Source organism: Paenibacillus sp. AK121, from assembly GCF_019042715.1.
Lineage (GTDB): Bacteria > Bacillota > Bacilli > Paenibacillales > Paenibacillaceae > Paenibacillus > Paenibacillus polymyxa_C.
The window spans coordinates 159,655-180,591 of sequence record NZ_JAHPJM010000005.1 but is presented as its reverse complement, the minus strand read 5'-3'; the positions used below and the strand labels follow the sequence as shown (position 1 = coordinate 180,591).

At 46.1% G+C, this 20,937-nt stretch carries 17 protein-coding genes; all 17 read right to left on the bottom strand.

Annotated features, from left to right (window positions below; all coding sequences use genetic code 11):
• Positions 1–52: 52 nt before the first annotated feature.
• On the bottom strand, positions 53–820 hold the full coding sequence (ymfI, locus tag KSP24_RS11460; protein WP_216975162.1) for an elongation factor P 5-aminopentanone reductase: 768 nt from the start codon (positions 818–820) through the stop codon (positions 53–55).
• A gap of 20 nt (positions 821–840) precedes the next feature.
• Complete coding sequence (yfmH, locus tag KSP24_RS11455) at positions 841–2,121, bottom strand: EF-P 5-aminopentanol modification-associated protein YfmH (protein ID WP_216975161.1); 1,281 nt, start codon at positions 2,119–2,121, stop codon at positions 841–843.
• A 2-nt stretch (positions 2,122–2,123) separates the two neighbouring features.
• A complete protein-coding gene (gene yfmF, locus KSP24_RS11450; RefSeq protein WP_040101545.1) occupies positions 2,124–3,404 on the bottom strand; it encodes an EF-P 5-aminopentanol modification-associated protein YfmF in 1,281 nt (426 codons plus the stop codon).
• A 160-nt stretch (positions 3,405–3,564) separates the two neighbouring features.
• On the bottom strand, positions 3,565–4,416 hold the full coding sequence (gene sleB, locus KSP24_RS11445; RefSeq protein ID WP_040101546.1) for a spore cortex-lytic enzyme: 852 nt from the start codon (positions 4,414–4,416) through the stop codon (positions 3,565–3,567).
• A gap of 224 nt (positions 4,417–4,640) precedes the next feature.
• Complete coding sequence (locus tag KSP24_RS11440) at positions 4,641–7,319, bottom strand: FtsK/SpoIIIE family DNA translocase (protein ID WP_216975160.1); 2,679 nt, start codon at positions 7,317–7,319, stop codon at positions 4,641–4,643.
• 103 nt (positions 7,320–7,422) lie between these two features.
• Positions 7,423–7,635, bottom strand: a complete 213-nt coding sequence (locus KSP24_RS11435; RefSeq protein ID WP_013370739.1) for a YlzJ-like family protein — start codon at positions 7,633–7,635, stop codon at positions 7,423–7,425.
• Entirely contained in the window at positions 7,632–8,480 is an 849-nt protein-coding gene (locus KSP24_RS11430; protein WP_216975159.1) for a ClpP family protease, read from the bottom strand. The genes KSP24_RS11435 and KSP24_RS11430 overlap by 4 nt, the downstream gene beginning before the upstream one ends.
• A gap of 229 nt (positions 8,481–8,709) precedes the next feature.
• Positions 8,710–10,389: a ribonuclease J gene (locus tag KSP24_RS11425; protein ID WP_013370737.1), complete on the bottom strand. Its 1,680-nt coding sequence runs from the start codon at positions 10,387–10,389 to the stop codon at positions 8,710–8,712.
• 346 nt (positions 10,390–10,735) lie between these two features.
• Positions 10,736–11,617, bottom strand: a complete 882-nt coding sequence (gene dapA, locus KSP24_RS11420; RefSeq protein WP_031463334.1) for a 4-hydroxy-tetrahydrodipicolinate synthase — start codon at positions 11,615–11,617, stop codon at positions 10,736–10,738.
• Between the two features lie 41 nt (positions 11,618–11,658).
• Complete coding sequence (dapG, locus tag KSP24_RS11415) at positions 11,659–12,876, bottom strand: aspartate kinase (protein ID WP_216975158.1); 1,218 nt, start codon at positions 12,874–12,876, stop codon at positions 11,659–11,661.
• 36 nt (positions 12,877–12,912) lie between these two features.
• Entirely contained in the window at positions 12,913–13,950 is a 1,038-nt protein-coding gene (locus KSP24_RS11410) for an aspartate-semialdehyde dehydrogenase (protein WP_016820991.1), read from the bottom strand.
• 133 nt (positions 13,951–14,083) lie between these two features.
• Positions 14,084–14,677, bottom strand: a complete 594-nt coding sequence (locus KSP24_RS11405) for a dipicolinate synthase subunit B (protein WP_016820990.1) — start codon at positions 14,675–14,677, stop codon at positions 14,084–14,086.
• Entirely contained in the window at positions 14,674–15,573 is a 900-nt protein-coding gene (gene dpsA / locus KSP24_RS11400) for a dipicolinate synthase subunit DpsA (RefSeq protein WP_016820989.1), read from the bottom strand. Before dpsA ends, KSP24_RS11405 begins: the two co-directional genes overlap by 4 nt.
• A 192-nt stretch (positions 15,574–15,765) precedes the next feature.
• A complete protein-coding gene (gene dut / locus KSP24_RS11395) occupies positions 15,766–16,212 on the bottom strand; it encodes a dUTP diphosphatase (protein ID WP_016820988.1) in 447 nt (148 codons plus the stop codon).
• Positions 16,196–17,455: a M16 family metallopeptidase gene (locus KSP24_RS11390; RefSeq protein ID WP_216975157.1), complete on the bottom strand. Its 1,260-nt coding sequence runs from the start codon at positions 17,453–17,455 to the stop codon at positions 16,196–16,198. The genes dut and KSP24_RS11390 overlap by 17 nt, the downstream gene beginning before the upstream one ends.
• A 66-nt stretch (positions 17,456–17,521) precedes the next feature.
• Complete coding sequence (locus tag KSP24_RS11385; protein ID WP_216975156.1) at positions 17,522–18,529, bottom strand: polysaccharide deacetylase family protein; 1,008 nt, start codon at positions 18,527–18,529, stop codon at positions 17,522–17,524.
• 224 nt (positions 18,530–18,753) lie between these two features.
• The gene (pnp, locus tag KSP24_RS11380; RefSeq protein WP_016820985.1) at positions 18,754–20,856 is read right to left on the bottom strand and encodes a polyribonucleotide nucleotidyltransferase; all 2,103 of its coding nucleotides are present in this window, start codon (positions 20,854–20,856) and stop codon (positions 18,754–18,756) included.
• Between the last annotated feature and the right edge of the window lie 81 nt (positions 20,857–20,937).

Below are 20,937 nucleotides of genomic sequence, written 5' to 3'. Positions count from 1 at the left end.
GCTCTTCACAGACGCTTACTATACTGGTGAATTCCTCCATGCGCTGTATTCCTTAAGTCACCCATCCTCCGTTAGGACTTATGACCTGGCCATTAATATAACCTGACTCAGGAAGCGCAAGAAAATAAACCAGGGACGATATTTCATCAGGCCGCGCCAATCGTCCGGCAGGGATATCTTCCTCCAAACTGTTAATTTCGCCTGCATCCAAATGATCCAACATCGACGTGTCTACTGCCCCTGGAGCCACAGCATTCACTGTTACGCCAGAAGGCGCAACCTCTTGAGCCAGCGCTTTAGTGAAAGCGTTAATGCCTCCCTTGGTAGTGGAGTACAATACCTCGCACGAAGCTCCACATATGCCCCACACAGACGAAACATTCACAATACGGCCATAGCGTTGGGAAATCATATGCGGCATAAAAGCCTGCGTACATAAAAAAGTTCCCTTAACATTCACAGCCATCACTTCGTCCCATTCCTCTTCTGAAACATCTGAAAGTAGCCCATAATGAGATATTCCAGCATTATTCACTAGAATATCTGGCTTCATTCCGTGATTATCCAGCTTTTCCCGCATGCGTTCAATCTGTTCCTTACTCCGCAGATCGGCTGACACAGTCATTACCTTGCCTGAATAAGTCATGCAACGACGGGCAACTTCATTTGCTTTTTCATGGGACTTCATGTAGTGAATGACCACATTCATCCCTACTGCTGCAAAACGCTCGGCAATAGCCGCACCAATTCCACCACTTGCTCCTGTAATCAGCACAGTCGTATCACCAATAGCCTTTAATTCTCCGCCCTCGGTGGTCATCGGTTCCCTCTCCCTAGACATTACGGACTCACCACCAGCGATATTGCCATTTGATCCCACTGTATATGATCTTTCAGACGGCGGTTTACATCCTCGAGCGTGATACTTTCATAAACCGGAAGCAATTGAAAAAAGTCACTGCCGCGGAAGCGATGTCTTGTAAACTCATGTGCAATATTTTCAGGAGAATTGAGTGTGCGTAGATAACCGCCGATCTTCTTTTTGCGCGCTCGTTCAAAATGTTCTGCTGCAAAGCCCTGCTTCTGAACAGACTCTACCTCTTCTCTTATCCTAGACAACAGCCGATCAGGATCTTTGGTATCCCCACCGATCGCAGAAAATGCATACTGTTGCGTACTGTTGTACTCATGGCCAAAACTGTCCGAAATCAGATCCTCATCGTAGAGCTTCTGATATAGCTGTGTACTGGAACCAAACAAGAGATCAAGCATCAGCTTGGTTTCTAGATCATGACGAAGCAATGCTTCCCCCGTTAGACCTACTTCGGTCTCCTTGAATCCCAAAAGCAGCTTTGGCAAAGAAACGGCCAGCTTTACTTCACGCCGTGGTTCTGCAACTGTAGTGGGTTCATCATCGAAAATCCGCTCGATCTCTCCCTGCGGCTTATAGTCCTTTTTCGCCTGATTATTACGTACCAATTCAATTACTTCGGCTGGGTCCACTCCACCTACTACAAAAAGAATCATATTACTTGGATGGTAAAAAGCTTCATAGCAACTGTACAATGTTTCCTTTGTAATTGTACTGATGGATTGAATAGTACCTGCTATATCAATATGCACCGGATGGACCTTGTACAATGCCTCAATCAAACCAAAGTAACTCCGCCAGTCGGGGTTATCTTCATACATATTGATTTCCTGACCGATAATGCCTTTTTCCTTCTCCACATTTTCATCTGTAAAGTAAGGATGCTGAACAAAATTGACTAACGTGGTCAAATTTTCTTGAATGCGTTCGGTTGCCGAAAACAGATATACTGTTTGATCAAAGCTCGTAAATGCGTTCGCCGATGCTCCATTAGAGGAAAAGGTAGCAAAAATATCGCCTTCAGGCTCTTCAAACATTTTATGCTCCAAAAAATGGGCTATGCCATCTGGCACTTTGACGGGCTGCTGACCTTCTACCCGGAAATGATTATCAACTGAGCCGTATTTAGTCGCAAATGTGGCATACGTCTTCTGAAAGCCCGGTTTGGGCAACACATAAACGTGCAAGCCATTATCCATTACTTCATAGTACAGCGTTTCCTGCAAATGCTCATACGATATATGCTCCAACGCTATTCCCCCTTCTGGTCTCTCAAGAAATAAATAGTGTCCAGTCGGAACGTCCGGGCGGCATCCTGAACATCCTGCACCTTGACTGCCTCCACCTGGCTTAGCAGTTCCTCTACCGTCCGCTCTTTGCCGGAAAGCTGTCTGTTAAAATCATAGGCAATCATTTCAAAAGCGGAGTCCTGCATTTCCTTTAGCAAGTTGCGTATCATCGCCTGCGTCTGGGTCATTTCTAGCTCGGTAATCGCTCCATTTTGCGTATCTTCCAGTTGCTTGCGGATAATAGTAACCGCCTTCTCATAATTAGGAATTTCGATACCGGATTGTATTGTGCCAATGCCTTTATGCCCGTCATACCGTGACGAAGCGTAATACGCCAAACTCTCCTTCTCCCTCACATTGACAAACAGCTTTGAATGCGGATACCCGCCCAGAATGCCATTGTACATCAGAGCGGAAGCGTAACGTTCATCGCCATACGTAATAGGGGTGCGCAGTCCCATGTTGAGCTTGCCTTGGTTCACATCGAGACGCTCTACTATAGTTTGCACATCACGTTCTACCGATTTGGGCTGTTCGAGTACATATTCCGTTTCCGTCGAGCGATTTAATTGAAAATAGCGATCAACAAACTTTTCAACTTCTTCCAGCGTGGTATCACCCACAACATATAAATCCATGCTGGCATTATTCAGCCATTCTCCATAAGCCTCGTATAAACTTTGTGCACTTATGCTGTCCAGATCAGATCGCTGACCAAGAGGATGCAGACGATAAGGCTCATCCTTGCACATCTCCTCCATACAGCGCTCCCCAGCATAACGTATTTTATCGTTAACTATAGATTCCAGCTTCTTACGAACATTTTCTCGTTCCTGCTGTACATATCCTGTTTGAAATGCACCGTTTTCCAATGCAGGCTTCGTCAGAACCTCTCCTAGGAAAGCAAACGAACGATCCAGTAAACTATCTGGACTGTTTACAAAACTGTCATTAATCGTATCCATACGAAATTGAACGATCTGATAATCTCCACGTTTGTATACATCGAATCCAAAACCCGCACCATACAATTGCTCTAACTGCTCTCTAAATTGTGTAGTCTGCGGATATGATTCTGTACCCCGTCGCAGAACGAAAGGTACCAGTCCCACACGAGTTACGGTTTCCTCACGTAGCGGAGTACCTACATACAGTGATATGGCAAACGTCTTAAAGCGCTTGGTCGGCAGCACATGAATCCTCAGTTGTCTGCGTGTACCACGCTCGAAACCTGTTTTGTTCAAGTCCAAAACTCCTTTGTGACGTCAATTTGCGTCTAGCCTTTGATTAGCATTAGCTGTTGTACATCTCTTTCCTATAAAGAGGTAAAGTGTACCAATCTTTATTCTAACTATGCAAAAGCCAAGAAGCAACCGGAGACAAGCTCCCGGCTGCTTCGGCGTTTTACATGCAGAAAATATGTTCCCCGATAGTTTTCACCTGCGGACGGGACCAAATCCATTTGGAGGTGGCTGTTCTAGGGTTAAAATAATAGAGACATCCTCCGCTTGGGTCCCAGCCATTCAGGGCTTGACGTACCGCCTTTTGTGCAGTCTCATTCGGCGTGAGCCAGATTTGGCCGTCTGCTACAGCAGTGAAAGCCCCCGGCTGAAAGATTACCCCAGACGGTGTGTTTGGAAAACTGGGCGACTTGACCCTGTTCAAAATGACAGCCGCCACGGCAACTTGTCCTTCAAACGGCTCGCCGCGGGATTCACCGTAGACCGCATTGGCCATGATCTTAAGATCGTTTTCAGAAAGCCCCATGGTGTTGGCCGATCCCATCGTTTCTTCATTTTGATCTGATTTATTGTTATTGTTCGCTGCCTGTCCCTGATCGGATCCTTGATTGTTACGATGCATTGGCGTTTCCGTTGGCTTCCAGTGTGGAGTAGCATTCACCAGTTTTAATTTGGTTTTCGCACCAACCACTCCATCGGGTCTGATTCCAAACTCCTTTTGAAAACCCTTGACAGCCTTTAGTGTACTACTGCCAAAATGGCTGTCCACTTTCCCACCAAAAAAACCCAGCAACTTCAATCGTGATTGCAGCTCATAAACATCCTGGCCATAAGAACCAAAATCAACCGCTTCTGAACTGAATGTCGGCTGAACAGGCTGCGCCGCTGTTACTTTCTGCTGCGTGCTCAGCGACTCTGCTCGCTCCTGTGCAGAGTCGTTTTTAAAAAGTCCTGTGTACGTAATAGCCGAGGCTGCGAGGATACCCGTGCAAATCCAGACCATTGTCTTTTTCATATGCTGCGCTCTACCTTTCTTTTGTGGGATTATCAGGATGGCTACGTTTATTATGACAAGCTCCGCTAGAAGCTATTCACCCTTTTAATCTTCTTTTAGCAGGCAGTTCCAAACCTCAAAAAAACATCACAAAAAAACGCTATTTGCGTGCATGGAGTTGTCATACTTAACAACTCATCATGCGTACAAACAGCGTTTTAATGAAATGCTGTAAAAGATAATGCTCAGGAGCTAACTTTATTTTGCTGATATTGTTCCATTGAGATAAGTACCTCACGGGGCTTACTTCCCTCGTAAGGACCGATGACCCCGCGAGCTTCCATGGAGTCAATCAGTCGGGCAGCACGCGTATAACCGATCCGCATACGGCGCTGAAGGAGCGAAACGGAAGCTTGTTTAGCCTCTAAAATGATGTTGACAGCTTGATCATACAGCTCATCCAGCATTTCATCCGCATCAGTGGATACCTCTTCCACCTCCGGCACAAGCGTTTCATCATACTGCGCTTCACCCTGCTCACGTACATAGTTAACAATGTTTTCCACTTCCTGATCACTCATAAATGCTCCCTGAACACGGACTGGTTTGGAAGCACCCATCGGCATGAACAGCATGTCACCACGTCCGAGCAGTTTCTCAGCACCACCCATATCCAGTATGGTGCGGGAATCCACCTGCGAAGAAACGCCGAAGGCAATACGTGAAGGAATATTGGCTTTAATAACCCCTGTAATTACGTCAACTGAAGGTCTTTGTGTTGCAATAATCAGATGGATGCCTGCTGCACGCGCCATTTGGGCAAGTCGCGCAATCGCATCCTCCACATCTCCTGCAGCAACCATCATCAAATCTGCCAGCTCGTCCACAATAACGACAATGTAAGGCAGAAATGCATCCGGGTTATCCTTCATCAAATTGTTGTAACCCTCAATATTACGGGTGCCTGATTTGGAAAACAGCTCATACCTTTTTTCCATTTCAACTACAATTTTCTTCAATGCCAGTGAGGCACGCTTTGGATCAGTCACGACCGGAGCCAATAAATGGGGAATTCCGTTATACACGTTCAACTCTACCATCTTGGGATCGACCATCAGAAATTTCACTTCATCCGGTTTCGCTTTGTACAAAATACTCGTGATGATCCCATTGATACACACCGATTTACCTGAACCCGTAGCTCCAGCTACAAGCAGATGGGGCATCTTGGCTAAATTACCGACAATCGTTTGTCCTGCAATATCACGTCCAAATGCAATCGACAAATTGGAAACTGATTCCTGGAAAACTGTCGTCTCCATTACCTCACGCATGGTTACGATAGAAACTTCATTATTCGGAACTTCTATCCCTATGGCGGACTTGCCGGGAATAGGTGCCTCCATACGGATATCCTTTGCAGCAAGCGCAAGTGCAATGTCATCCGTTAGACTCACAATCCGGCTAACCTTCACACCAATGTCTGGCTGGATTTCATAGCGTGTGACGGCTGGACCACGTACAACCTCCAGCACTTTCGCCCGAACACCGAAGCTCTCCAGCGTGGCCTCCAGCTTGCGTGCTGTTTGCATGTAATCCTTTTGTCCCATGCCTTTGCCTGCATTTTGCGGTTTGGCAAGCAAACGAAACGATGGGAGCTTGTACGGCTTAGGCGGTGGTGGAGCTGGAATAGCTACATTGGTCCCTTCAGCTTCTTCGCCTGTCACCCCGTTAGCAATCGTCTGAGCCAGTTCCTGAGCTTCTTCTGATGTCCCATGGATTGTTGCCGAATCATTTCTATTCATATCCGCATCAGCATCCATAAAATTACTATCCAGGTGTTCATCAATAATGGAATCGTTCCGCACTCCACCTGTCAGGGAGTCTTCAAGTTCAGCCTCTGATCTTTTTTCCTCATTTTTCACTTGTTCGAAGAAGTCCCTAATGATTGGCGATCTTTTTACCGGAATTGAGGCTTCCTGTTCAGCGTGTTCGATCACGTCAGACAGTTCTTCTCCCTGATTGCCATTTCTCCACTGAGGCTGCACGTCCCCAGCCTCATATAGAAGATCATGTTCATCTTCATCCACATGGGCAGGTTGCTCTTCCTTGTCCGCCTTATCTGTATTTTTAAGGCCAAACAACTGAAAGAAAATGGGCTGCTTGCGTGCTGCAGGCTGCATTTCATCAAAGTCATCATCCATATCCTCCTCATAGGCAGGAATAGGCTCAGATTTGGGTTTTCTATTTCCGCTGCCCTTGCTTGATGCAGAAAGCGGAGTGGCTTTTCCAGTCCATTTTTTCCGCACGCTTCCCCCGGCTGTCAGCAGTTTGGTCTTTACAATCCGCACTAAATCGACATAAGACAGTTGAGTCATCAGCATAAAACAAATGACGAACATGACAATCATGATCAGCTTAGCTCCTGTGAGACCAAACAGCCACAACAGAACGGTAAGCTGTAATGCGCCAACGTAGCCCCCGCTAATATCCTTATTCAGCATGGAGGTATGGCCTTGCTGATCAGGCGACAGCAACTGCTCACGCATATCTATATGTATCTGGGTCATCACTCCGCCCGGCTGAAGCGCGTTGATCGGTCCCAAACGCTGCTCCATAGATGAAATAGAACTCATAAGTGTAAAGGCAAATACCAACAACAGCAAACCCGTCTTCCGTGAGTTCCACTGGTTCGGCCACTTGCGGTGAATCATCACCATCAGACCATAATAAATGCCAATCAGGGGGATCACAAAATAGAATTTCCCCAGTACAAGCCCAAACATCTTGGATAGCGACCGACCAACCGCCGCTTCACCCGACAACGCAATGACCGCCAATGTAATCAGCATAATGCCGTAAATTTCATATTTTAAAACTCCACCAAATATGGCTTTCTTTTTTCTTTTTCTTCTTCTGGACATACAAGGTCACCCCCCAGAAGAATATTATACCACGTCACTCGCTATCCGCACATATGTTCTTTTTCAGCAGCAAATGACCTATTTCTGTACTATTCGACAGCTTCTATGACCACTCGATGACCTGACCTGGTCCATAACGAGGATTGAGGTAGGCTTCCAACGGACAATCCAACAGCCTTACTATGATCCCCCGACGACTTTCAAGCGGCTGTACCTGCATAAGCAGACCGTCTACCCGGACCTCTACAAGCTCCTCTCCTTCCTTCCACATCCCTTCCCACACCAATTCCATTGGCATTACAGTATATAATGTCATTGGGGTAGCTCCTTACTGTGCTCACTTGAAGGGGTTCCTGTAGGGATGCCTGTAGCATTGGGTGAAAAAGGGGCATATGGAGTCTGCTGTGGAGTCCCTGTCATGCCGTTCTGCTGACGGCGCGTCTCAATGATGGTATTCAACTGTTTCAGCGCCTCTCCTATACCACCAACCGCATCCATCAAACCGTATTTTACTGCATCAATTCCTCCGACCGCTGTACCAATGTCGCGGTTTAATTCACCAGTTTTGAACATCAGTTCCTTAAACCGCTCTTCTGTAATGCGAGAATGAGAAACGACGAAGCGGACGACACGCTCCTGCATTTTTTCCATATATTCAAAAGTCTGTGGGACTCCGATGACCAGGCCGCTCATACGAATTGGATGAATGGTCATCGTCGCACTCTCGGCAATATAAGAATACGTAGAAGATACAGCAATCGGCACACCGATGCTATGTCCACCTCCTATAACAATGGTCACTGTTGGTTTACTCATCGATGCGATCATTTCTGCAATAGCCAGTCCTGCCTCTACATCACCACCAACTGTATTCAGCAAAATCATTAATCCTTCGATACGTGGGTTTTGCTCTGCCGCTACCAACTGCGGAATAATATGCTCATATTTTGTTGTTTTGTTTTGAGGCGGTAAGATGAGGTGTCCTTCAATCTGACCGATAATCGTCATACAAAAAATATTGGACTCGCTTCCGGGCATGGAGGTTTGACCCAGCTGCTGTAAAGCCTCCATAGCAGGTAAAACGGGTCTTTGTCCAACCTCTGGTTGTTCTGGCGCTTCCGTTTCCTCGTTGCCAGAAGATAAATTGCTGTAATGTTCCATATGGGTGATCTTCCTTTCGCTATACGCATCTATGTGCCCCGTCTTCACCCTATAGTATGGGATGGAAATGGAATATTTTATACCCACCTCCATGCCTTTCCTCGACCCTAAAATCAAAAAAAGCCTCTCTTTCCGCGGAAACCGTCCAATATTTCCTGCGGGAAGAGAGGCGACTGTGTGCCTGTGACTTAAGTTTTTAATTCAAGTTTTTGAACATATTTCAATCGAATCACACTTCCATTATAATTGGCAGAATCATCGGTCTGCGACGAGTTTGCTCATACAAGAAGCGACCCAGTGCATCCTTGACATTTGTCTTCAGGGAAGCCCATTCATTTACATTTTCACTCATGAGCTTATGCAGTGTACTTGAAACAATACGATTTGCTTCATCTAGCAAACCTTCTGATTCACGAACATACACGAAACCACGGGAAATGATATCTGGGCCTGACTTAATCGTGCCATCTTGCTTGCTCAGTGTGACAACCACTACCAAAATACCGTCCTGTGACAACAATTTGCGGTCGCGCAACACGATATTTCCTACATCTCCTACACCTAGTCCATCGATCAGTACGTTACCTGCTGTAACTTTACCAGCTCTGCGTGCTCCGCCATTCTGAATTTCAATGACTTCACCGATATCCGTGATAAAGATATTTTCAGGCTCGATACCCACTCCTTCAGCCAGAAGAGCGTGACGACGTTGCATTCTGAACTCACCGTGAATTGGCAAGAAGAATTTTGGTTTCATCAGATTCAGCATCAGCTTGAGTTCTTCCTGGCTGCCGTGTCCAGAAACGTGTATACCAGGATTAGCTGCGCTGTAGTATACATTGGCACCCAGACGGAACAGCTCATCAATAGTGCGTCCAACATATTTTTCATTACCTGGTACCGGAGTAGCTGCGATGATCACTGAGTCCCCTGGAAGAATATCTACCTTACGATGCGTAGAACGAGCCATTCTTGTCAAAGCGGACATCGGTTCACCTTGACTACCTGTGCAGAGAATAACTACGCGATCCGCTGACATTTTGCCCACTTCTTCAGGCTCAATCAGCATTCCATCTGGAATTTCCAAGTAGCCCAAATCAGAAGCAATACCTACGACATTAACCATGCTGCGACCAATCACCGTTACTTTGCGTCCGGTTGCCTCAGCAGCATTAATGACCTGCTGAATGCGATGTACGTTCGAAGCAAAAGTGGCTACGACCACACGCTGTCTCGACTTGCGGAAAATATCTTCCAACACAATGCCAACGCTCTTTTCCGAAGGTGTAAAGCCCGGTTTTTCGGCATTGGTACTGTCTGACAATAGAGCCAATACGCCACGTGTGCCAATCTCAGCCATACGCTGCAAATCTGCATATTGTCCGTTCACCGGAGTATGATCAAATTTGAAGTCTCCTGTATGAACAACAGCGCCTTCAGGAGTATCAATGCAAACACCTACTGAATCAGGAATACTATGGTTGGTTTTGAAGAATGTTACTTTCAATGTGGAGCCCAGTTTGATTTCGGAATCAGCATTGATCAAAATACGTTTGGTTTCACCAAGCAGATTCGCTTCCTTCAGCTTGTTTTCCACCAGTCCCAGCGTCAATTTGGTACCATATACAGGTACATTCAAATGTTTCAGCACGTAAGGCAAACCGCCAATATGGTCCTCGTGACCATGAGTCAGCACAATGCCTCTTACTTTGTCGCGGTTCTCTGTAAGGTAGGAAATATCAGGAATAACGATATCGATGCCAAGCATGTCCTCTTCCGGAAATTTCAGACCGGAATCCACCACGACAATGTCATTGCCGTATTGAACGACATACATATTTTTCCCGATTTCACCGACGCCGCCCAAAGCGAAAATCATCAATTTATCGTTGTTTGTTTTTTTAGACAAATGAATCTAAACCTCCTATGGTAGTTGGACGTCGTACCTTGATTTGTTATTTAATTTTCAAAAAAATACCGCACCCAGTCACTTGACCCCATTATACATGATTAAAATACGAAAAAACAAGTCATCCTGTTCGTTACGCTAGGTTTCCCATTGCCTTCCCAAACCATAAGTAAGTGTCATTTTATCTACATACCTGATTAACAGCATAGCAAAAAGGACGTTCTATAAGAACGCCCTTCATGCCAGAGGACCTTGTCAGACAATAACCGAGTCGGTGTTGCACCTACCGACTGCCCTTAACAAGGGTACTCCTTATATTTATAAACATCTTACAGCTAATTTCTTTTTAGCGGGTAAATAAATTCTTAATAAACTTCGCTTCATCTTCGGTAGGAGGAATAAGCGGCAACCGAACTGAACCTACCTTAATCCCTCGTAATTCTAATGCATACTTTACAGCCACCGGATTAGGTAGAGGATGAGGACAGCCGAACATGCCCTTAAAAATCGGGAACAACTGCTGATGCAGTTTGGCTGCCTCCTGCGCGCGTCCCCCTACAAATGAATCCAACATCCGCTTCATTTCTGCACCTACCACGTGGCTCGCTACGCTGATAATGCCATAAGCACCTACAGCCATGGCTGGCAGTCCAGATGCATCATCCCCGGAATAAACCAGAAAGCCTTCTGGTGCTGCCGCTGCAATCTGTGTGACCTGTGCAAGTGATGCACATTCTTTGGTTCCTACAATGTTCGGAATTTGTGCAAGTCGCAGTGTCGTTTCAGCTGTCAGGCTGGCTCCGGTACGGCTTGGAACATTATACAGTATAGCTGGAAGGGATGTGGAGTTTGCAATACTTTTGAAATGCTGATACATCCCTTCCTGATTCGGTTTATTATAATATGGCACTACCAGCAGCACACCGTCTGCTCCCGCCTGCTCCGCAGCACGGGTGAGATGGATGGAATGACGTGTATTATTGCTTCCCGTCCCGGCAATAATTTTACATCGCCCAGCTGCTTTTTCTACAACAAATGCAAACAACTTAATTTTTTCATCATCGCTCAGGGTAGGAGACTCCCCTGTTGTTCCAGATACAACAAGTGACTCTGAATGCTGTTCTTCTATTAAGTAATCAATCAACGAGGACAATGCAGTCCAGTCAATCTCTCCTTGCTGATCAAAAGGTGTCACCATTGCGGTAATCAATCTGCCGAAGTTCACCATGCTGCCTCCTTTTTTTGCAAGTCCGAGCACGGACAATGCGCCTATTGATGGAGTTCAAATTTATTATGCAATGCGCGTACAGCCTGCACCATATCTTCCTTTTTAACAAGTACCCAGATCGTGGTGTTGGAATCTGCCGATTGAAGGATCTGTACGTCTGATTCTGTCAATGCCTCCACAATTGTCGCCATAATACCTGGTACCCCGTTGATACCACCGCCTATGACCGAAACTTTAGCACATCCGGCCAGTATCTTAGGCTCTAGTCCTAAACCGTTAAGTACTTCAACCGCTTTGCTTCCATCATTATCAAATACGGTATAAACCGCCCCTGATGGAGTTACGTTAATAAAATCAACGCTGATTCCATGTTCAGCCATAGATTTGAACACTTGTAATTGCAAGTGCTCCAAACCTGACTTTAATTCAACAGTAATTTGAGTAACATTGCCGACATACGCAATACCGGTCACGAAACGGTCTACGATATCTGCCTGCACGTCTTTAAAGCCTTCTGGGTGGGTAACCAACGTCCCCTCTCCTTCGGAGAAGGTTGAGCGAACCCGTACCGGAATATTCGCCTGCATGGCGATTTCAACAGCACGAGGATGGATCACCTTGGCTCCCTGATGAGCCATATTACAAATTTCTGTATAGCTAACATGTGCAAGCGGCTTCGCATTTTCCACAATACGCGGATCAGCGGTTAATATACCATTCACATCTGTATAAATATCCACCATATCTGCATGTAGAGCAGCCCCCAGCGCCGTAGCTGACGTATCGCTGCCTCCCCGACCAAGGGTAGTCATATCACCATCAGCAGTTTGTCCCTGAAAACCTGTCACAATGACAACTCTGCCTTGGTTCAGCTCTTCCACAATCCGGTCTGGCTTGATATCCAAAATGCGAGCATTGCCATATTGATCATCCGTAATAAAGCCTGCCTGTGCTCCAGTCAGCACCGTAGCAGGAATACCTTCCTTCTCCATCAGGCTGCATAACGTAGCGGCAGAAATGATTTCACCACAGCACAGCAGTAAATCCCGCTCGCGCTTAGGAAGACTGTCACCGTTAGAAGCCGCCCAATCCAGCAGCGTGTCCGTTGCATAGGGCTCTCCTTTTCTCCCCATGGCCGACACAACAACAACCAATTGAAGATTTTGTTCCAGCTCCCGCTTCACATGTGCCAGCACAAGTTGACGCGCTTCAGGTGTGGACAGCGAGGTTCCCCCAAATTTTTGCACCAAAATACCCATTATTTTTCCCCCATATTACTCCCTGCTTTAGGAACGTTACTCCGCCTTTGCAGCAATAATTTCCGCGATTTGCACCGCGTTCCATGCCGCTCCCTTGAGCAGATTGTCGGATACGACCCACAAATTCAATCCACGGCTATTGCCCAAATCACGACGTACACGCCCTACGAATACGTCAGGTTTTCCTGCAGCTTCGGATGCCAACGGATAAAGCTGGGCAGTAGGATCGTCTACCAGCGTTACTCCAGGTGCGGAAGCCAGCAGATTACGAACTTCTTCTAGATCATAATCATTTTTAAGCTCTACATAGACAGATTCCGAGTGACCATATACAACAGGAATACGAACGCACGTTGCCGTTACGTCTACAGAATCGTCACCTAGTATTTTTTTCGTTTCGCGTACCATTTTCATTTCTTCCAGTGTATAACCATTATCCTGGAATTTATCAATTTGCGGAATAGCATTGAAAGCAATCTGATGCTTTACTGGCAACGAACCTACCGGCAGCAAATCTGGCTGAACTTCATCACCGTTAAGAATGGCTGCGCTTTGACGATTCAATTCATCAATAGCACGGCTTCCAGCGCCGGAAACGGCCTGGTACGTGGATACTATGATACGAGAAATGCCATACTGATCATATAATGGTTTCAAAGCAGCTACCATCTGAATGGTGGAGCAGTTCGGGTTCGCGATAATTCCCTGATGCTCGGCAATTTTGTCGCTGTTCACCTCAGGTACTACAAGAGGAGCTGTCGGTTCCATTCGGAATGCGTTGGTGTTGTCAATGCAAACTGCCCCATGACGAACAGCATGCGGCGCCAGTTCCTTACTCACGTCTCCGCCTGCACTAAACAAAGCAATGTCGATTCCTTCAAAGCTGTCGGGGGTAGCAATCTCTACTGGAATCTGCTGACCTTTAAAGCTAATTAACGTGCCGGCAGAACGAGGCGAAGAAAGAAATTTGATTTTGTCCACAGGAAAATCGCGTTTTTCCAGTAGATTTACGATCTGTTCCCCTACAGCGCCTGTCGCTCCAACGACAGCTACATTAAACTTTCTATTGCTCATCTGGTGTATCTCCCCTTCTCGACTAAAAACCATTTTTTATTCTGAAAGCATCCACCGCCAACAAGAAATTAGACCCGATGGATTATCGAATCATCTTCTAGGCGAGGGATGCTCAGCAGTTAATTATAGTACTTCATGGGGTCTTGCGTTCCACAATCATCGGCTGAATCTGCCTGCCCTGCAATGCTTCATAGGCAGCCTCCGGAATCAATTCCATATTGGCTACAAGCGAGTTCGGCTTTTTAACTGGATTATCCTGTCCGAACGGCACAAAAAAGATGTTCTTGGCTACTAGTAACTTGGCGATATTGGCAGCATTTAGACCAAGTCCATCATTAGTAGATATGGCTAAAAGAAGTGGACGGCCGTTGCGTAATTGCGCCTTGGCAGCCATCAAAACCGGACTGTCCGTCATCGCATTCGCTAACTTGCTCATCGAATTCCCCGTCAAAGGTGCAATCACCAGCACATCGAGCATTTGGGAGGGTCCCAGTGGCTCAGCCTCCACAATTGTAGAAATGATATCATTCCCTGTTATATCTTTCAACTGTTTTTGCCAACTTTGCGAAGTACCGAAGCGAGTATCCGTTGTTAGTACGGTATTGGATATAATGGGAACGACCTTCGCACCCTCATCAACAAAGCGCTGTATAACAGGCATTACCTCTTCAAATGTGCAATGTGAGCCTGTAATAGCATAACCTACCGTTTTCCCTTGCCAACTCATTGTGCATCCCCCCGATCAGGATTATCTTCCATTAACAACTGCACCAGCGTATTCGCTATAATGGTACCAGCAGTTTTGGGAGCAACAATACCGGGAAGACCGGGGGCAAGCATAGCCGTAATTCCACGCTTTTCCGCATACCGGAAATCACAACCGCCCGGGGCGGAAGCAAGATCTATAATCACGGTACTCAGTGGCAATTTAGACAGAATTTGCGCTGTGATAATCATAGAGGGTATCGTATTAAAAATCAAGTCAACTCCCTTTGTCTCATTCGCTAAATCCCTTGTCATAAAAGGCTTCCAACCCATCTCCACGGCTCTCGCTGCATCCTCCGCCCGCCGTACTCCAACTTTCACTTTGGCTCCCAACCCCTGTAGTGCCCTTGCCATGGTAAATCCAGTCCGTCCCATGCCTAGAACCATACAATCTGCACCATGGATCGTAAAATCAGTATGCTGAATTGCCATCATCAGTGCGCCTTCAGCCGTAGGTATAGAATTGTATATGGCCACATCATCTCTCTCCAGCAGCTCAACCAGCTTCAATTCATGCCTGGTACAAATTTCTTTTAAGTACGCTCGCGCCATCCCTGTATATACAACGCAATGCGGTGGAAGAGCAGCAGCATGCTCATTCAGAAACTGGAGCTTTTGTGCTCCGAAAAGTGCATTCACGTTGCCTTCCTCATCGCATCCCACCACTGGCAGAATCAGTGCGTCTGACGATTCCAGCAGCTTGACAGACAATGGCTCTAATGTGACTCCTTTGAGTGGTACTTCGAGCTTGTCAAAGCCGACCACAGTGACAGTAGCATCCATGTCGACACATTTGCGGATTACCTCAAGCTGCCTCGCATCGCCACCCAAAACAACGATGCGCATTCCTGTTAGCATCCGGATCACTCCTTTCCGAGACACGATATGCTTTTATTCTATGCAGATGCCCGGGAAGGGGTGAAAAAACACAAAAAAAGCCGCCCCTCTACGGAACGACTTTTATGTGTATGCTTACTCTTAAGCGAGTAATATTGAAGCTTCCTACAAATTGGACAATTGTATTACACTGCATGCAAGTGAACCGTAGACTCAGCGTCCTGTATGACCAAAGCCTCCAGCACCGCGCACAGTTTCAGACAAATGGTCTACTTGTTTTAACTCCACCTCAGGCACAACCTGAAATACCATTTGTGCAATTCGCTCATTGCGCGTAATGGTGAACGGTTCCTCGCCTAAATTGATAAGAAGCACCTTAATCTCTCCACGATAATCTGCATCAATCGTTCCAGGCGTGTTAAGACAAGTAATACCATGCTTGAGAGCCAGTCCACTACGCGGACGGATTTGTGCCTCTAATCCTGCTGGCATAGCTATTGCAAATCCAGTTGGAATGAGACAACGTTTGCCAGGTTCCAGAACCAAATCCTCCTGTACTGCTGCATACAAGTCAAATCCCGATGCAAGCTCTGACATTTTGCGGGGGAGCTCAATATCTTCATTGCCCCCGAGTCTGTTAATTTCAACGTAAGTTAACAAAATAGTCCCTCCTCATATCCTTAACCGCTGAATCGCTCGCTCCGACCATTGACAGAGCAAACGGCTCCGAAAACATCAGATCCAGCACTTTGTTCACATCATCAGCCGTCACTTGTTCGATGTGTTCGATCATTTGATCCAGCGTATAATGCTGACCCAACATTAACTCATTTTTTCCAAGACGGTTCATCCGGCTACCCGTACTCTCAAGGCTTAAGATCAGACTTCCTTTTAGCTGCTCCTTGCCTTTACGAAGCTCATTAGCGTCCAAACCATTGATAGCCACATCTCGTAACAGCTCCAGCGTCAAATCGAGCACATCCTTTGTTTGCTTAGGAGCGGTACCTGCATAGATTGTGAACATTCCACTATCGGCATGGGAGCTATGATAGGAATAGACCGAATAAGCCAGTCCGCGTTTTTCACGAATTTCCTGAAATAAACGTGAGCTCATGCCCCCGCCGATCGCGTTATTCAGCAAAACCATAGCATACTGGAGATCGTCGCCTATTGCAAATCCAGGCAGAGATAGACAAATATGATTCTGCTCCGTTGCTTTCTCATGGTACAAGAGCTGACCGTTAAACGCAGGTACTGTCAGTGGCGAAACGGTTCCGTGATTATCGAAATGCCCAAAATGTTGCTCCAGCAATTCTACAAGACGATCGTCAACATTACCAGCTACACTGATAACTGTATTGTCGATTGTATAGTGCTCCTTCATATAATGGCTGAGATGTGAGCTATCCATAGCTAGCAGGTGATCTTCGGTTCCGAGAATCGGATAAGCCAGTGGGTGTTCGCCATAGGCTGCCCGAGATACAAGATCGTGCACCATATCATCCGGTGTGTCCTCGTACATGGAGATTTCCTCCAAAATCACATTTTTCTCTTTTGCGAGCTCTTCCTGATCCAATTTGGAATTAAAGAACATATCAGACAGTACATCGACTGCGATCGGTAGATGCTCATCTAGCACTTTCGCATAATAGCACGTATATTCCTTCGAAGTGAAAGCATTAACATTTCCTCCGATGGCATCGAATTGCTCAGCGATTTCTTTAGCACTAAAACGCTCTGTTCCTTTGAAAAGCATGTGTTCAATAAAATGAGAAATACCGCTATTGTCCGGTGTTTCGTTCCGGGAACCGGTTTTAACCCAGATGCCGAAAGAAACAGAACGCACGGTTGGAATTTTTTCGATGACCACTCTTAGGCCGTTTTTGAGTTGAATTCTTTCCACGCTTGGCCCTCCTAAACTGAATTGCATACTTTGCCATAATGTTCAATCCTAACAGAAAAAAGACGTTCACTCAACCGGAGCTGGTAGCTGCCGATCAGGGGAAAGCGTCTGACTGACAGTTCCAAGCACAAGTCCTTTACTACGAATGGCATGAATCATACCTTTGAGAGCAGCAGCCGAAGAATCTGTTGGGTGCATCAATATCAGGGAGCCTGACTCAACCTTGCTGTTGATTTTATGAACCACCGATTCCGGTGACGGATGTTTCCAATCTACGGTGTCCAATGTCCACAACACAGTTTTGAGTCCATGCTCTGCGGCTATATCCACTGTTTGTTGATTAAAATCCCCCGATGGAGGGGCAAACCAATTATTTTTGACACCCAAAGTTTCTTGAAGAAGCATTTCCGTCTTTTCGATTTCTTGTACGGCTCTGGCTCGGCTCAAACGACTCATATTGGGATGAGAATAAGCATGATTCGAAAGCTCATGCCCTCTTCTTTGAATTTCCTTGGCAAGTTCAGGATTTTTCTTCAGCCAACTTCCATCAAGAAAAAATGTAGCCTTAACCCTCTCCTGATCCAATGTATTCAGTATAGGCACGATAAACTCATTCCCCCATGCTACATTGATCATGAAGGATACCATCGGTTTTTCAGGATTGCCCCTGTAAATTGGGACATTCCCCAGTTGATTTAAATGTATTTTGGGTGCCAATTGGCGATATACATATTGAATAGGCCGATCTGGAGCTTCAATGGCTTTGCGATAGGTAGCATCCAAATCGACCTCCAGTCCGTTATAACCTGGAATAGCCTTCCATACCCTGTCGACCTTGGCATCAACTGGTTCTCTCCGCTGACGTGCTGCTTCTGTCCTTAGTCGCTGCATAAGCGCATTATCAGGCAAAGCTGTCACCGCCATCGTGGGTGTAGCTTCAAGCTCTTCGGCTCCTGTAGCGTTTCCATTGCGTAATTGACTAGCGTAGTCACGAACCCCGCTAAACTGCCCGATTACCAGTGTGACGGCTAAAGTGGCTACCACCCACACCGCTCGTTTCACCCTACTCATCATTCCTTCATCCTCCCGCTCGTTTGTCCACATTGTATGCGGGGAGGACAAGATCTATGACGTAGTAAGCTATAGAAGCCCACTTGGGTGCAGCTTGTGCATATGTATGAAAAAAGAGCCAGAAACGTAGCTCTGCCTCTTTCCAAAAGCTTAATTTATGCTATTCAAATCCCTTATTCTGTACAAACGTATAGACTCCCTATTTCAGTAGTTTGCGGTCTCACAACCTAGGACTTAGCAGGAGCTTCAGCCGTCAGTACTGCCTTACGGGACAAATTGACGCGACCTTGCTGATCGATTTCAGTTACTTTCACCGTAATCGTATCACCAATAGCAATGACATCTTCAACTTTGGCTACACGCTCAGTAGAAAGTTGAGAAATATGAACCAGACCATCTTTACCCGGTAAAATTTCAACAAATGCGCCGAATTTTTCAATTCGTTTGACTGTACCGATGTAAATCTCGCCGACCACGACTTCTTTTACGATACCTTCAATAATGGAACGCGCCTTCTCATTCATCTCTTGATTTGTAGAAGCGATGAACACACGACCATCTTGTTCAATATCGATTTTCACGCCGGTTTCTTCGATGATCTTGTTGATGATTTTACCACCAGCTCCAATAACATCACGGATTTTGTCCGGGTTAATGTGCATTGTCATAATTTTTGGAGCGTACGGAGACAATTGCTCACGTGGCTTCTGGATCGCTTCCATCATTTTGCCAAGAATGAACAAACGTCCTTCTCTGGCTTGCTTGAGCGCATCCTGTAAAATATTGCGGTCAATACCGTCAATTTTAATATCCATTTGAATGGCAGTTACGCCTTCCGCTGTACCAGCAACTTTGAAGTCCATATCGCCCAGATGATCTTCCATACCTTGGATATCTGTCAGTACGGAAACATGATCTCCATCCTTAATCAATCCCATGGCCACACCTGCAACTGGAGCTTTAATTGGTACACCTGCATCCATCATAGCCAGTGTGCTTGCACAAATACTAGCTTGTGAGGTCGATCCATTCGATTCCAGTACTTCGGAAACCAGACGGATCGTGTACGGAAATTCAGTTTCGGAAGGAATTACTTTGGAAAGCGCACGCTCACCAAGAGCACCATGTCCGATTTCACGACGACCTGGCGCGCGCAAAGGACGAGCCTCACCTACGCTGAATGGAGGGAAATTGTAATGATGCATGAAGCGTTTGGTTTCTTCCAGATCAATACCGTCTAGAATTTGTACATCCCCTAGAGCACCAAGAGTACAAACGCTAAGCGCCTGCGTTTGCCCGCGTGTAAATAAGCCTGAACCGTGCGTACGCGGCAAAATGCTAGTGTCACTTTCAATTGGACGAATTTCGTCAAGCTTACGACCATCAGGACGCACTTTATCATGCGTAATCAGACGACGGACTTCTTCCTTAACGATATCATAGAGAACTTCGCTCACATCACTCAAAAGCTCAGGTGTCTCTATGTATTGTGCTTCAAAATGGGCAACGGTCTCTTCATTAACGGCATCAATCGCCTCTTGACGGGCATGTTTTTCTGCAATTTTAACAGCTTCCACCAAACGATCAGCTGCATAAGCACGTACTTCACTGTTCACTTTTTCATCAACAGCATGCAGCTTAACCTGCATTTTCTCTTTACCTGCTACTTGCACCAATTGTTCAATAACTGCCACAATGTTCTTAATTTCATCATGTCCGAACATAATAGCTTCGAGCATAACTTCCTCTGGAATCTCATCGCCTTCTGCTTCTACCATCATAATGGCATCTTTTGTTCCAGCTACAACGAGATACAGATCGCTCGCGTTCTGCTGTGCAATATCTGGATTAATTACAAATTGTCCGTTTACACGACCTACAGCAACCCCGCCAATTGGACCGTTAAAAGGAACATCCGAAATACTGAGTGCTGCCGAGGTTCCAATCATGGCTGCAATTTCAGGTTCACAATCCTGATCAACACTCATGACTAGGTTTAACACCTGCACATCATTACGGAAACCTTCAGGGAACAATGGGCGAATTGGACGGTCTGTCAAACGACTGGATAAAATCGCCTTTTGACTCGGGCGTCCTTCACGCTTAATAAATCCGCCAGGAATTTTCCCCACAGCATACAATCTTTCCTCATAGTTCACGGTCAGCGGAAAAAAGTCCAAATCTTTCGGTTCACGGGAAGCGGTCACAGTACACAGCACAACTGTTTCTCCGTAACTCACCTTAACTGCCGCATTGGCTTGTTTTGCAAGACGTCCTGTTTCAAGCACCAGCTTTCTTCCGCCGAGTTGCATTTCTACGCGTTGCTCCATGGTATCCCTCCATTTCATTTCATTGTAAAAGTTCTATACACATCCAGTATTTCCTGCGCAGGTCTTATTCATAAGAAGCTC

Bases quoted from the DNA above. Each gene is read 5' to 3' on its own strand.
- ymfI (WP_216975162.1), bottom strand. From the start codon at position 820: ATGACCACCGAGGGCGGAGAATTAAAGGCTATTGGTGATACGACTGTG.
- sleB (WP_040101546.1), bottom strand. From the start codon at position 4,416: ATGAAAAAGACAATGGTCTGGATTTGCACGGGTATCCTCGCAGCCTCG.
- KSP24_RS11440 (WP_216975160.1), bottom strand. From the start codon at position 7,319: ATGTCCAGAAGAAGAAAAAGAAAAAAGAAAGCCATATTTGGTGGAGTT.
- KSP24_RS11435 (WP_013370739.1), bottom strand. From the start codon at position 7,635: ATGACATTATATACTGTAATGCCAATGGAATTGGTGTGGGAAGGGATG.
- KSP24_RS11430 (WP_216975159.1), bottom strand. From the start codon at position 8,480: ATGGAACATTACAGCAATTTATCTTCTGGCAACGAGGAAACGGAAGCG.
- dapA (WP_031463334.1), bottom strand. From the start codon at position 11,617: ATGGTGAACTTCGGCAGATTGATTACCGCAATGGTGACACCTTTTGAT.
- dapG (WP_216975158.1), bottom strand. From the start codon at position 12,876: ATGGGTATTTTGGTGCAAAAATTTGGGGGAACCTCGCTGTCCACACCT.
- KSP24_RS11410 (WP_016820991.1), bottom strand. From the start codon at position 13,950: ATGAGCAATAGAAAGTTTAATGTAGCTGTCGTTGGAGCGACAGGCGCT.
- KSP24_RS11405 (WP_016820990.1), bottom strand. From the start codon at position 14,677: ATGAGTTGGCAAGGGAAAACGGTAGGTTATGCTATTACAGGCTCACAT.
- dpsA (WP_016820989.1), bottom strand. From the start codon at position 15,573: ATGCTAACAGGAATGCGCATCGTTGTTTTGGGTGGCGATGCGAGGCAG.
- KSP24_RS11385 (WP_216975156.1), bottom strand. From the start codon at position 18,529: ATGATGAGTAGGGTGAAACGAGCGGTGTGGGTGGTAGCCACTTTAGCC.
- pnp (WP_016820985.1), bottom strand. From the start codon at position 20,856: ATGGAGCAACGCGTAGAAATGCAACTCGGCGGAAGAAAGCTGGTGCTT.